The following is a 12,875-nucleotide window of genomic DNA, read 5'->3' on the forward strand; positions in this document are numbered from 1 at the left end:
CTCGCTGCGGGATCTTTTTCCCAAGTGGCTCCGCCACGAGGGAAAAAGCTGTCCTCGCGAGAGACCGACTGAGAACCCGCGGGTGGTCGGCTTTTCGACGTGGGCTATTCGCTGCGCGAATACAGGCACGGCCTTCGGCCGCAAGGCAGACTTCGCTTCGCTCGTCCCAGGCACGGCTACGCCGCCCAAGGCACGGGGCTCGGGTTTGGTGAGATCGGGCTCTCTTCGGGGTCGGGGTGGTAGTGGGGTTGTTAGCTTCGGGTGGGTCGTCCAGTGGAAGTGAGGGGTCATGACGGGGATCGCCGATGACACCGGGGCCTGGATCAGGCGGTTTCACCCGGCTGCCGCTCCGGGGCCGCGGCTGGTGTGCTTCCCGCACGCCGGTGGTGCCGCCTCCTACTACTTCCCGATGTCGAAGGCGCTCGCGCCCGACGTCGAAGTGCTCGCCGTGCAGTACCCGGGCAGGCAGGACCGGCGCGCCGAGCCGTGCCTGACCAGCGTCGAGGAGATCGCCGAGCGGGCGCTCGACGGACTCCGCGGCTGGGCCGCCGAGGGGCCGCTCACCTTGTTCGGGCACAGCATGGGCGCCTCCGTCGCGTTCGAGGTGGCCCGGCGGCTGGAAGCCGGCGGCACGCCCGTGCGGGCGCTGTTCGCCTCCGGACGCGCCGCCCCGCACCGCACCCGCAACGAGGGCGTGCACGCCCTCGACGACCAGGACTTCGTCGCCGCGCTCACCGCGCTCGACGAGAGCACGACGGCGGTGCTGGCTAACGAGGAACTGCTGCGGATGGTCATGCCGTCGCTGCGGGCCGACTACCGCGCCGCGGAGACCTACACCTACCGGCCCGGCTCAGACGTGAGCTGCCCCGTGGTGGCGCTGATCGGCGCGGACGACCCGAAGGTCACCGCGGACGAGGCGAGCGCCTGGCAGGAGCGCACCAGCGGATCGTTCGAACTGCACACGTTCCCCGGCGCGCACTTCTACCTGAACGCCGAAGCCGAAGCGGTGCAGCGCGTCATCCGCAAGCACATGTGACCTGAGCCACCACGCCCTGGAGTTCGAGCGCACTGCAAGGCGCATCCTCGGGACGTGGACGAGCGGCGAACGACCCGCGAACACCTCGCGGCGCTGGACGAGCGCCTCCGGGCGCTGGCCGACCACGTCGAACTGGTGGCCATGGCCGACCGCTACTTCAGCCTGCTCGACGAGCAGGAATTCCCGCCCGGCTGGGCGGACTCGGTGTTCACCGCCGACGCCCGCCTGGAGTTCCCCGGCCGCCTGTGCCGCGACCGGGTCGCGATCGCCGAGTTCCTCAGCCGCGACGCCGAACGCTACGACCGCACGCAGCGCCTCGGCACCGGCCACCTGATCACCGTCCACGGCGGCACCGCGTCGCTGCGCTGGAACTCGATCGAGACCGGCGCCCTCCCGGCCGGCGACGAGGACCGCTACCGCAGCATCGGCGGCCGCTACCGCGCCGACGCCCGCCGCACCCCCGACGGCTGGCGCCTCACCAACCTCTTCCTCCGCCTCATCTGGACAAGACAAGAACGCTGAGACTTTGATCTCGGCTTGAGCAGTGGGTCGCTCAGCGGAACCTCAGCGGTTTCCTCGCTGCGGGATCTTTTTTCCAAATGGCTCCGCCACGAGGAAAAAAGCTGTCCTCGCGAGGAAACCGCTGAGAACCCGCCGGTGGTCGGCTTGCTTTGGTGGTCACTGCTCAGCGGCTCCGCCGCTGACAAAGACAACGACCAACAAACGCCACTCACCTGGACAGGCAGTGAGCTTCCGCCACCCGACCCACCAGGCAAGCCGCCCCCGGCGAACCCTCAACAAGCCCGAGCTGACGCCAAAGCTTTGAGGAGCATTTCCTCGTATTCCGCCGTCGGGTCGGAGGCGAGCACGACCGCGCCGCCCGCGCCGACCCGCCAGTCACCGCCGGAGCGCACGAGGGTGCGGATCACGATGTTGAGGTCCGCGTTCCCGTTGCAGCTCAGGAACCCGAGCGCGCCGGAGTAGACGCCGCGGGCGGTGCCTTCGAGCTCGTCGATCAGCTCCATGGTGCGCAGCTTCGGCGCCCCCGTCATGGAGCCGCCGGGGAAGCACGCGCGCACGCAGTCCAGCGCGTCGCGGCCGTCGGCGAGTTCGCCGCGCACGGTGGAGACCAGCTGGTGCACGGTCCGGTAGCTCTCCACGTCGCGCAGCACCGGCACCTGGACCGATCCGGGCCGGCACACCCGGCCGAGGTCGTTGCGCAGCAGGTCGACGATCATCAGGTTCTCCGCGCGGCTCTTCGGGTCGGCCGCCAGTTCGGCGCGCGAGCGCTCGTCCTGCTCGGGGGTGTCCCCGCGCGGCGCGGTGCCCTTGATCGGCTTGGCCTCGGCGATCCCGTCGCTGATCTTCAGGAACCGCTCCGGCGAGGAGCACGCGACCTCGACCGCGCCGAACGAGAGGAAGGCCGAGTACGGCGCGGGGTTCAGCGCCCGCAGCCGCCGGTAGGCGTCGAACGCGCTGCCGCGCGGCGGGATCGCGGCCGAGGTGGTCAGGCAGATCTCGTAGCTCTCCCCCGCCAGCAGGTGTTCCTGGCAGCGCGCCACGTCCCGGCGGTAGGCGTCGCGGTCCAGCAGCGGCGCGACGTCCGCGCCGCCGCCGGTGTCCGGGGCGGGCAGCGGCCGCAGCCGCGCCAGCGCGCTCTCGGTGCCGGTGAGCCAGCGCCGCGCGTCGTCCACGCCGGACCCGGGTCCGCTGAGCGCCACCAGGTAGGTGGTGCGCTGTTCGTGGTCGACCACGAGGAACCGGTCGGCGAACACCCAGATCGCGTCCGGGGTGTCGGCGACGTGCCGGTTCGGGGAGCCGCATTCGGCCTTGAGCTCGTACCCGAAGTAGCCGACGTAACCGCCGACGAAGTCGAACGGCACCTCCGGCGCGTGCACGTGCCGCCGGGCGAGTTCCCGCCGCAACCGGTCGAAGATCGACTCCTGGCCGGGGCCGACGCGGTGGCGCACGACCTCGGCGAGCGGGCCCGCGGCGTCACCGAGGTAGGAGAACCGGGACAGGCCGGGCCGCACCCGCGAGCTGTCCAGCCAGAACGCGTCCGCCGACGCCGCGTGCAGCTGCGCGAACGCCGCTTCCGCGTCGACCTCCCAGGGCAGCGTCGCGACGTGCGCGGTGTAGTGGATCGGCTCCTCGCCCGCCGCCGCGCGGGGTTCCGGCGCGGCGCGCCGCGCGGCCCCGTGCGGCGCCGCCTCGACGGCCCGGTCTTCGCAGGCGAGGCGGCGGAAGTTCCGCAGCAGCAGGGTGCCGAGCTCCGTTTCGATCGACTCCGGGTGGAACTGCACGCCCCAGCGCGGCAGGGTGCGGTGCCGCAGCGCCATGAGCACGTCGTCCTCCGCCCACGCCAGGGCTTCCAGCTCCGGCGGCAGCGGTTCGGCCACGCACAGCGAGTGGTACCGCACGGCGTCGAACTCGGCGGGCATGCCGTCGAACAGCGCGTCCCCGGTGTGGCGCACCGTGCTGCGGTGCCCGTGCCTGGCCTGCGGGGCGCGCACCACTTCACCGCCGTCGGCGACCGCGATCCCCTGGTGCCCCAGGCAGACCCCGAGCACCGGCACGCTCGCCTTCCGCAGCACGTCCCGGCACACGCCGAAGTCCCGCGGCCTGCGCGGATCGCCCGCTCCCGGTGAGAGCACGACGGCGTCGTAGCCGTCCAGGTCGAGGTCCGCCGCGTCCACGTCGTTGCGCACGACCGTCGGCACCGTCCCGCTCACCTCGGTGAGCTGGTGGAACAGGTTGTACGTGTACGAGTCGTGGTTGTCGATCAGCAGGGTCCGCACCGCGCCATACTCCCCGCTCACCACCCCCGCCGGCCGCTGACGGCGGCCAACCCCACATCTCCGGTGCCCGCCCGCACACGCGGCGCCACCCGGCGTGCCGCCCGGCTCCTGGTGCCCGACGAAGATCAACGGCACACTTCTGCTGTGACCGAAACTGGAATCGCCCTGTTCGACGAGGACTACTGGGACCGGGCCGCCGAGGTCGAGCGGAGCCTGCGCGAGCAGGCCCCGGTGCACCTCGCCACCCCGAAGTCCGGCACCCCGCTGTGGGTGATCAGCCGCTACGCCGACGCCCGCGCGGCGCTCAACGACCCGCGCTTCTCGAAGGATTCCGACCGCCTCAACGCGGTCATCCTGAGCAAGCTGGACCAGCCGGAGGGCGAGCTCTCCGGTCTGTTCTCCAAGCACATGCTCAACTCCGACCCGCCGGACCACACGCGGCTGCGCAAGCTGCTGGCGCGGGACTTCACCGCCCGCCGCATCGCGAACCTGCGCCCCCGGGTGGAGTCGTTGGTGTCCGGCCTGCTCGACGAGCTGCCGACGGGTGAACCGCTGGACCTGATCGAGCGGTTCGCCTTCCCACTGCCGATCACGGTGATCTGCGAGCTGATGGGCGTGCCGGAGGCCGACCGCTCCCGGTTCCGCGGCTGGACGTCCGCGCTGATGGAGCCCGCGCGCCACGGCGACGGCCTGACCGCTTCCCGCGAGATGGCGACGTTCTTCGTCGACCTGTTCGCGGCGAAGCGCGCGAACCCCGGCGAGGACCTGATCTCGGCGCTGACGGTCGCCTCCGACGACGGCGACCGGCTCTCCGAGGAGGAGTTGCTGGCCACCGCGTTCCTGCTGATCGTCGCGGGCCACGAGACCACGGTGAACCTGGTCGGCAACGGCGTCCGCTGGCTGCTGGAGTCCCCGCAGAAGTGGGCGGCGCTGCGCGAACGGCCGGAGCTGCTGCCCCGCGCGGTCGAGGAGGTGCTGCGGTTCGACGGCCCGCTGCGGATGGCCACCCACCGCTTCACCACCGAGGACGTGACCGTCGGCGAGGTGACCATCCCGGCGGGCGAGCTGGTGATGATCAACCTGACCTCGGCGAACCGGGACTCCGCGCAGTTCGAGCACGCCGACGAGCTGGACCTGGACCGCGCGCACTCGGGCCACATCGCCTTCGGCCACGGCCTGCACCACTGCCTCGGCGCCCCGCTGGCCCGCCTGGAGGGCGAGGTGGCGTTCGCCGAACTCACCCGCCGCTTCCCGTCGGCCCGCCTCGCCGTCCCCGGCGAAGACCTGCACCGCGGCACCAGCCTCGTCATGAACGGCTACCGAACCTTGCCGGTGGTCCTCACCTGAGGTGACTCGGCGGGAATTTCCGGTTCTTCCCGGCATTTCCCGGCCCGCTCGGCATCTCCCCGCGCTGTGCAGCCATTCAGGCGAACCGGACATATCACCCACTTGATTCGGGGAATCGCTGCTAACGTCGACCCGGTCGAAAGCCGCTGGGGAGCCGGTCGAGCGGGCCGCGAAAGCGTTCACCCGAAACCCTCGATCACAGCGCGAGCACAGGGGGATCAACGAGATGCCGTCCGCGAACATCGCCTCCGCGAAATCCGAACAGCCGAGAGGCGACCGCTGAAGCGGAGCGGAATCGTCGAGTTCGATTCATCGACTCGATCGGCAGCACGCGTCATCCGGTTCACCACCGCAGGAAAACCTGCCGGACCTCGCTGAGCCACCACCTCGGTGCGCTGGGAAAAACCACCGCCTACGACCTGGCGGACTTCCGCGCTCTCCCGCGATCGACCAGAAGGAAACGGTTCCAACCTGCCCCGAAGGGAAACACCATGCGTCGCCATGCCCTGACCGCACTGGTCGCAATCATGTTCACGATGGGAATCACCGGAAGCGCCGCCGCGGACTCACCGCAGAATCGGGATTCCATCGGGCGCAACGGAAAGGTCACCATCAGCATCACCGGCGATTCGACCCGGTACTCGGTCCGCGGATACGCGAACGAGCGCTTCTTCGGGCACATCGACATCTGGGGTCCGGGCTGGCTCGTGAACGGCAAGGACGGCTGGTCGCCCAGCACCTCGGTGTCGGGCAAGTACGGGGCCGGAAAGGTCTGCGCGCAGGGCTTCGAAAAGCGCGGTGACGGCACCTACTTCTCGGTCGGCTTGCCCTGCAACCAGGTGAAGTGACGACCCGCCGGGGCGGGCTTCCGCCCCGGCGCTCCCCTGCCGCAGGCAACCTGCTGCGGTCTTCCCGCGTTCCCCCAGGTAGGACGATCACTGGGGAGCCGGTATGGGACGCACGGGATGGATCGGGGTCGCCGCGGCGGCACTGCTGGTGGGCACCGCGCCGCAGGCGGGGGCGGCGACGTGGACGCTGGAGCCGCTGCCGGAGCGCGACACCTCCGCGACGCTCACGTCAGCGGCGAGCGGGGACGGCACGACCTGGGCGTTCGGCTCGTGGAGCACGTCGATGCCGCAGCAGCACAGCCTCGCCTACCTGCGGGATCCGCACGGCTGGACGGAGGTGCCGACGCCGGACGTCGGCCGCCTCGACGACGCCGTCGTGGTGGCGGCCGACGACGTGTGGGCGATCGGCGCGGACGCCAAGTACGGCATCGGCTCCGCCCTGCACTGGGACGGCGAGCGGTGGGCGGAGGCCCCGTTCACCGCGACCGGCGGCCGCGACGGGGCGCGCGGCATCGACGCGTCCGCCACCGACGACGTGTGGGCCGTCGGCTCGTCCTACGACGACGGGGCGGGCACCGGGCGCGGCCTGGCGCAGCACTGGGACGGCGCGGCGTGGCGGGACGTCCCGGTTCCGCAGCGCACGGTGAACTGGACGTTCTCGGACGTCACCGCCGCGGCACCGGACGACGTGTGGGCCGTGGGCAACGACGGCGGCTACCAGGCGCAGGGCCTGGCGATGCACTGGAACGGCCAGGAGTGGGCGGAGGTCCCGGTTCCGGACGTCGAGCTCGGTGAGCTGCGCACGGTGCAGCTCACCGCGGTGCAGTCCCTCGCCGCCGACGACGTGTGGGCGACCGGCAACGTCCACGACGCCTCCGGCGGCACCACCACCTACGAACCGCTGCTGCTGCACTGGGACGGCCACGAGTGGTCCTTCGCCGACGCCGCGCGGGACGCGGGCGCCCGCGGTGACCTGGTGCGCGCCGGGGGCGGGCTGTGGTCGCTGGGCGAGCGGCTGCTGCACTTCGACGGCACCGGCTGGCAGCAGCAGGACGGGCCGCCCGCCGGCGTGCCCTCCGGTGGCGCCGAACTGGCCGACGGGCGGTTGCTGACCGTCGGCGGCACCGGCGGCTACCCCGACGTGGCACCGTTCGCGGCGGTGCGCCAGGGCTGACCCGACGCCGGGCGGCCACCTCGGCCGCCCGGCGTCCGGGCCTTTCGGCCCGGGAAAGCGGGCCGTTGTCCTCTCACCCCCGCGCCCCGCGCCCGCCAAGCTCAGCGGACACGTCCGCGCACGAGCCGGGAGGGGACGCCGTGCACCGCTACGAACAACGCCTGCTCGCGGAGATCGAGAACCGGCTCACCATCGACGACCCGGAATTCGCCCGCGCGTTCTCCGACGACGAGCTGGCCACCGCCACCCCCGGCCGGGGACGGTTGGTGCTGGGCGTGCTCACCGGAGTGCTCGCCGTGATCTGCCTGCTGATCAACGACGCCGCCGGTTTCGCCCTGTGCACCGCCCTGTCCGCCGCCCTGATCACCACGAGGACCTGGCACCTCTGGTCCTCCTGAGGCGACGGCGGCCTCAGGCTCGTTCCAGGTCCGACTTCTTCGCGTAGACCCAGCGGTGGTGGTAGGAGACGGGGACGAAGGTCTCGGAGCCGCTGATCACGGTGTGGTTGTCCGGGTCGTCGAGCTCGTCGTAGGTCGCGTAGTAGTCGAGGGCGTCCGTGGGCGTTCCCGTGACGTACACCTGGCCCGCCGGGATCGTGTACGGCAGCGGTTCGAGCACTTGCGGGTCGATGCCGCCGGGGTAGTCCGCGGCGTCGGGCAGCGGCCTGCCGTAGGTCGGGATGCCGTCGCGGACGGGCGTGCGGAGGTCGACGTCCGAGGCGGGCGTCGTGTTCTTCCCGTCGGGGTCGTGCAGCCACGCCTTCCGGCCGTCGAACCAGATGGCGAGCCAGTCACCGGAGCGCTCGGCGACGGCGTACTGCCGTCCGGTCGTGGCCTTGTCTCCCCAGTCGTCGATCCGGGTCGTGCCGGGGCCGCCGTCGGGGTGCAGCACCTCGGAGCTCAGCAGCGGGGCGTCGGCGCGGGGTTCGGTGCGCAGCGGGAGGAAGTTCGCGGGCTGCGCGGGCAGCACCTGGCACTCCTCGTCGGGCGGGCAGCTGGTGACCTCGGGGCGGTTCGAGTCGAAGTCGGGGTCGATGGTGACCGCGTCCGCGTCCTCGCCGCTCGCCGCCGATGGGGCGCCGATCAGGTCCATGTAGTGCGTCCAGTCCCAGAAGGGGCCGGGGTCGTAGTGCTCGCTGCCGGCCTTCGCCGCCGTTTCGGCGGTCACCTCGTCGTGGCCGAGGATGTGCTCGCGGTCGAGCGGGATGTCGTACTCGTCGGCGAGGTGGCGCACCAGCTTCGCGGACGCGCGGTACATCGGTTCCGTGTACCAGGTGCCGCCTTCGGCGGCCCAACCCTCGTGCTCGATGCCGATGGAGCGCATGTTGCGCTCCCAGCTGCCCGCGTGCCACGCCATGTCCTCGACGGGCACCATCTGCGTGATCTCGCCGTCGGAGGAGCGGATCACGTAGTGCGCGGCGGCTCCGTGCGCGGGGTTCTGGAACGCGGTGATCGTCGACTCGTAGGAGATCTCGGTGTCGTGGATGACGATCGAGTCGATGCCGACGTCGTCGGGCCGCTGCGCGGTGTCGTAGTTCCCGTAGCCCGCGGTGGGGTCCTCCGGGTCGGTGGGCTCGTAGGCCGCGGGGATGTACCGGCAGTCCACGTCCACCGGGCAGTCCACTTCGGACTCGTCGACGCCGGGCGCGGGCGGTGCGGCCGGTTCCGCGTCGGCGACCTGCGCGAACGCGAGGCGCTGGCCGGTGGAGGTGGTGCGGGCGCGGCCCTGGCCGAGCACGTCGTACACGTCGTCGGCGAAGGCGCGGGCCGCGCTCGTGTCCGGGTCGCCGCTGAGCTCGGCGACCGCCGGGTACCAGTCGCCGACGGTCTCCGGAAGCCGGCCGTCGGCCCCGGTGGCGCGTTCCGCCAGCAGCGCTGCCCCGCCCCGGATGTTCGCGGCCGAGTCCGTCTTGAGCCGCGCCGGATCGGCGTCCACCAGTTCCGCGGCTTCGGTGAGGGTGTGCAGCGCCGGATCGGCTCCGAGCTCACCGAGCTTCGGGTTCCGGTCGCGCAGTTCCTGCTCGCTGAGCTCCACGAGGTGCATCGGGCCGTAGCCGCCTGCCCTGCTCTGCTCGCCGTGGTGGTCCTCCCACCGGGTGAGCTGGAAGGAGACCGCCATCAGCAGCGACTGCGGCACGCCGAACTCGGTGGCGGCGGACTCGTAGGCCCGCTGCTGCGCGGTGTCCGGGCCTTCCGGCGCGGCGGCGAGCGCGGTCGTCGCCGCGGGCGCGGTCAGCACCGCGGACACGGCCAGCACGGTCGCCGCGCGGGACGGGCGCCGCGAGCGCACGGCCCTGGCGTCGTTCGTTCGTCTCATGTGGACCTACCAGGTTTCCGGGGGCTCGCGCCCGCGAAGCGGCGACCCGGTGCGGCCCGGCGCCGAGGCGTGCGCCCGCGCGGTTCGCTCGCGAATGCGATCAGCCTACCGAGCCGAGACCACCACTCGCGGGCACGAAACAGGAACGAAAGGGCAGCAGAAGTGCCCGTTCGGATTTTTTCGAACCCGCGAACAACCCCGTTGCGGGGCAGGCGTCTTACGGGGTGAAAAGAGCACGGGATGCCCGTGCAGGAACGAGAAGGGGGAACACCACCATGTCGCTCACCAAGACCCGCAAGCTCGGTGCCACCGCAGCCCTGTTCAGCGGCGCGCTGCTGCTGGTCGGGTGCGGCCAGGCCACCGGTTCGGTCCCGGAGGGCGTGTCGAACGCCGCGGTCCAGCAGGGCGGTTCCGCGGAGGACATCTCCGCTTCCCCGTGCTCCGCCGAGGACTACAAGGTCGACCTGATCCCGCAGCCGGACCGCGCCGGCGTGTTCCTGATGGCGGTCACCAACAACTCGGACGAGACCTGCCCCGTCTCCGGCTGGGCCTCGCTGACCCCGGAGAACATGGCCGGTGAGCCCATCGACGTGGCTTCCGAGAACGTCGAGATCCCCGGCGGGCCAACCGAGATCTCGCTGGAGCCGGGCCGCACCGCGTTCGCGGGCGTGCACATGGAGCTCGGCGACAAGAACGAGATCCCCACCGCCACCGGGTTCAAGGCCGGATTCCAGGACACCTCCGGTGAGGTCAACGTGAACATCGACAGCGGCGACCAGGAATACCTCGAATTCCCGATCGAGTCGATGCAGATCGGCACCCTCCAGCCGTCCGCGCAGGGCGTCACCTTCTGATCCATCCCGGTTCTCCACCGGCGTTCTTCGACGATTCCCGCAGCACCACCGCAATTCGCGGCGGGACCCGTGCTGCCTGAAAAACGGCCGCGCCGGAATTCGTCCCGCGAAGCCCCCGTTCGCCTCGCCCGACATCGGGCGTCGCGTCGGGGGCTTCGGACGTGCCTGGTCAGCGCGCGGCTTCGGCGGAGCCGAGGCGGTGGTTGATCTCGGCGAAGTGCGCGGTCATCGCATCCCGGGCGGCGGCGGAGTCGCCCGCGCGCAGGGCGTCGACGATCGCGGTGTGCAGGCGCACGGTTTCGGCCTTCTCGGTGTCGCCGGGCGCGCTGAGCACGGCGTGCGCGGTGCGGTAGGAGTCCCAGAAGACGTCGACGAGCTGGCCGATCAGCGGGTTGTCGACTCGCGCGTAGAGCACGCGGTGGAACTCCCGGTCGGTCTCCGGGTCCAGCTCGGTCTCGCCCATCGCGGCGCACAACGCGTCCAGTGAGTCCAATGTGGACTCGTCGAGCTCACCGGCGAGGCGGCCGACGACGCCGACCTCGATGAGTTCCCGCACCTCGATGAGGTTGCGCAGCCCGGCGAGGTCGTCGGCACCGCCCGCGACCGCGCGGAAGGTCAGCGACGGTGACAGCACCCGCAGCGACGCGTCGCCGACGACGGTGCCGTGGCCGTGGCGGACGTCGACGATGCCGAGCGCGCGCAGCGAGCGGACGGCTTCGCGCACGCTGTTGCGGGACACGCCGAGCAGTTCGATCAGTTCCAGCTCCGTCGGCATCGGATCACCGGGCCGCAGTCCGCGGTCGTGGATCAGCTCCAGGACCCGCTCGGGCAGCGGGTCCAGCACCGGGCGGCGAGTCGTGCCGATCGCCACGTCTGTCATCGGGATTCCGCCTCGCACTGTCGATCTCGGGGGTTTACAGGCCGCGAGGGGCACTCTACAGTTCCGGCGACACAGACGTCCAACGTCTGATGTCCAATGTCCGCACACCGAGGTGCGACATGCTCAGGAACTGAGGTGACCCATGCGACGTGCCGCCCCGACCGGCACCGGGAACGTGCCCTGGTACCGGCAGCTGGATCGAACGCAGTGGAAGGCGTTCGCCGCCGCCTGGATCGGCTACCTGCTCGACGGCTTCGACTTCGTGCTGATCACGCTGGTGCTCACCGAGATCAAGGCGGAGTTCGGGCTCACCACGGTGCAGGCGGCCACGCTGATCTCGGCGGCGTTCATCTCCCGGTGGATCGGCGGCCTCACCCTCGGGGCGCTGGCGGACCGCTACGGGCGGAAGTCCGCGATGATCGCCAGCATCGTGCTGTTCTCCGTCGGCACGCTGATCTGCGGCCTCGCGCCGACCTTCGGAGTGCTGTTCGCGGCGCGGCTCATCGTCGGGCTGGGCATGGCCGGCGAGTACGGCGCCAGCTCCACCTACGTCATCGAGTCCTGGCCGACGACGATGCGCAACAAGGCCAGCGGATTCCTCATCTCCGGCTACTCCATCGGCACTGTCGTCGCGGCGCAGGCCTACAGCCTGATCGTGCCCGCCTTCGGCTGGCGCGCGCTGTTCTACATCGGGCTGCTGCCGATCCTGCTCGCCGTCTGGCTGCGCCGGAGCCTGCCCGAGTCGCGGGACTGGTCCGAGCAGCAGGAGACCGGCACCGCCTCCCCGTCGGTGATCGGCATCCTGTTCACCGGGCGCCGCGCACCGCTCAACGTGGTGTCCGGGCTGGTCGCGCTGGGCGCGCTGATCGCGATCTTCACGCAGGCCGCCGGATCGGTCTGGCTGATCGCGGTGCTGGGCGTGCTCACCGCCGCCGTGTTCGTGTCGTACATGGTGCAGTTCACCGGAGCGCGCTGGCCCACCGGCCTCACCGTGCTCGTCATCGTGTTCACGGCGTTCCTGTACTCGTGGCCGATCCAGTCGCTGCTGCCGACGTACCTCAAGACCGACCTCGGCTACACCGCCACCGAAACCGGCAACGTGCTGTTCTTCGCGGGTCTCGGCGCGGCCGTGGGCTGCTGCGTCGCCGGGTTCACCGGCGACTGGCTCGGCACCCGGCGCGCCTACTGGATCAGCCTGCTCGTCTCGCAGGTCGTCATCTTCCCCGTCTTCGCCATCGGCGGCAGCAGCCTGCTCGCGCTGGGCGCGCTGCTGTTCGTGCAGCAGATCTTCGGCCAGGGCATCGCGGGCCTGCTGCCGAAGTGGATCGGTGGCTACTTCGACGTGCGCCACCGCGCCGCGGCGCTCGGGTTCAGCTACAACGTCGGTTCGCTCGGCGGCGCCGTCGCCCCCGCGCTCGGTGCCGCACTGGCCGGCAGCCTGAGCCTCGGCACCGCGTTGGCCACGTTGTCGTTCGGCCTGACGTTCGTCGTGCTCGTCCTCATCGCCGTGGACGCGCCGTCCCGGATGCAGCGATGGCTGCGGCCCGACGCGGTGTGGACGACCGACGCCGTCGACGGTGCCGAACTCCGCGCCGCCTCCTGATCCCGCTCCCGACATCGCA

The 12,875-nt window shown here is 71.3% G+C and carries 11 protein-coding genes; 8 read left to right on the top strand and 3 right to left on the bottom strand.

Annotation, left to right across the window (positions count from 1 at the left end):
• Positions 1-289 precede the first annotated feature (289 nt).
• Complete coding sequence (locus tag ACWD38_RS15650; RefSeq protein ID WP_450124315.1) at positions 290-1,036, top strand: thioesterase II family protein; 747 nt, start codon at positions 290-292, stop codon at positions 1,034-1,036.
• Between the two features lie 54 nt (positions 1,037-1,090).
• Positions 1,091-1,558, top strand: a complete 468-nt coding sequence (locus tag ACWD38_RS15655) for a nuclear transport factor 2 family protein (RefSeq protein WP_450124316.1) — start codon at positions 1,091-1,093, stop codon at positions 1,556-1,558.
• A 272-nt stretch (positions 1,559-1,830) separates the two neighbouring features.
• On the opposite strand, the gene pabB is transcribed toward ACWD38_RS15655, so the two are convergent.
• Complete coding sequence (gene pabB, locus ACWD38_RS15660) at positions 1,831-3,834, bottom strand: aminodeoxychorismate synthase component I (RefSeq protein WP_450124317.1); 2,004 nt, start codon at positions 3,832-3,834, stop codon at positions 1,831-1,833.
• A 144-nt stretch (positions 3,835-3,978) separates the two neighbouring features.
• Between pabB and ACWD38_RS15665 the strand changes: the two genes are divergently transcribed.
• From ACWD38_RS15665 to ACWD38_RS15680, 4 genes are all read left to right on the top strand, one after another.
• The gene (locus tag ACWD38_RS15665) at positions 3,979-5,181 is read left to right on the top strand and encodes a cytochrome P450 family protein (RefSeq protein ID WP_450124318.1); all 1,203 of its coding nucleotides are present in this window, start codon (positions 3,979-3,981) and stop codon (positions 5,179-5,181) included.
• A gap of 536 nt (positions 5,182-5,717) precedes the next feature.
• On the top strand, positions 5,718-6,029 hold the full coding sequence (locus ACWD38_RS15670) for a hypothetical protein (protein ID WP_450124319.1): 312 nt from the start codon (positions 5,718-5,720) through the stop codon (positions 6,027-6,029).
• Between the two features lie 103 nt (positions 6,030-6,132).
• Positions 6,133-7,203: a hypothetical protein gene (locus tag ACWD38_RS15675; RefSeq protein WP_450124320.1), complete on the top strand. Its 1,071-nt coding sequence runs from the start codon at positions 6,133-6,135 to the stop codon at positions 7,201-7,203.
• A 140-nt stretch (positions 7,204-7,343) separates the two neighbouring features.
• Positions 7,344-7,601, top strand: a complete 258-nt coding sequence (locus ACWD38_RS15680; RefSeq protein ID WP_184482739.1) for a DUF3040 domain-containing protein — start codon at positions 7,344-7,346, stop codon at positions 7,599-7,601.
• Between the two features lie 13 nt (positions 7,602-7,614).
• On the opposite strand, the gene ACWD38_RS15685 is transcribed toward ACWD38_RS15680, so the two are convergent.
• A complete protein-coding gene (locus tag ACWD38_RS15685) occupies positions 7,615-9,519 on the bottom strand; it encodes an N-acetylmuramoyl-L-alanine amidase (RefSeq protein ID WP_450124321.1) in 1,905 nt (634 codons plus the stop codon).
• 275 nt (positions 9,520-9,794) lie between these two features.
• Here ACWD38_RS15685 and ACWD38_RS15690 point away from each other — a divergent pair, with 275 nt between their 5' ends.
• A complete protein-coding gene (locus tag ACWD38_RS15690; RefSeq protein WP_184482746.1) occupies positions 9,795-10,373 on the top strand; it encodes a DUF4232 domain-containing protein in 579 nt (192 codons plus the stop codon).
• Positions 10,374-10,542: 169 nt separating this feature from the next.
• Here ACWD38_RS15690 and ACWD38_RS15695 read toward each other — a convergent pair whose 3' ends face one another.
• The gene (locus tag ACWD38_RS15695) at positions 10,543-11,253 is read right to left on the bottom strand and encodes a FadR/GntR family transcriptional regulator (RefSeq protein WP_184482749.1); all 711 of its coding nucleotides are present in this window, start codon (positions 11,251-11,253) and stop codon (positions 10,543-10,545) included.
• A 142-nt stretch (positions 11,254-11,395) separates the two neighbouring features.
• Between ACWD38_RS15695 and ACWD38_RS15700 the strand changes: the two genes are divergently transcribed.
• Positions 11,396-12,856 carry a sialate:H+ symport family MFS transporter gene (locus ACWD38_RS15700; protein WP_450124322.1) on the top strand — a complete coding sequence of 487 codons (1,461 nt, stop codon included), beginning with the start codon at positions 11,396-11,398 and terminating at the stop codon, positions 12,854-12,856.
• Positions 12,857-12,875: the final 19 nt, after the last annotated feature.

It is taken from the genome of Saccharopolyspora sp. NPDC002578 (assembly GCF_053592695.1).

What these genes read in the sequence shown, in the direction of transcription:
- ACWD38_RS15685 (WP_450124321.1), bottom strand. Translation starts at nt 9,519, where the DNA reads ATGAGACGAACGAACGACGCCAGGGCCGTGCGCTCGCGGCGCCCGTCC.
- ACWD38_RS15675 (WP_450124320.1), top strand. Translation starts at nt 6,133, where the DNA reads ATGGGACGCACGGGATGGATCGGGGTCGCCGCGGCGGCACTGCTGGTG.
- ACWD38_RS15670 (WP_450124319.1), top strand. Translation starts at nt 5,718, where the DNA reads ATGGGAATCACCGGAAGCGCCGCCGCGGACTCACCGCAGAATCGGGAT.
- ACWD38_RS15650 (WP_450124315.1), top strand. Translation starts at nt 290, where the DNA reads ATGACGGGGATCGCCGATGACACCGGGGCCTGGATCAGGCGGTTTCAC.
- ACWD38_RS15690 (WP_184482746.1), top strand. Translation starts at nt 9,795, where the DNA reads ATGTCGCTCACCAAGACCCGCAAGCTCGGTGCCACCGCAGCCCTGTTC.
- ACWD38_RS15700 (WP_450124322.1), top strand. Translation starts at nt 11,396, where the DNA reads ATGCGACGTGCCGCCCCGACCGGCACCGGGAACGTGCCCTGGTACCGG.
- ACWD38_RS15695 (WP_184482749.1), bottom strand. Translation starts at nt 11,253, where the DNA reads ATGACAGACGTGGCGATCGGCACGACTCGCCGCCCGGTGCTGGACCCG.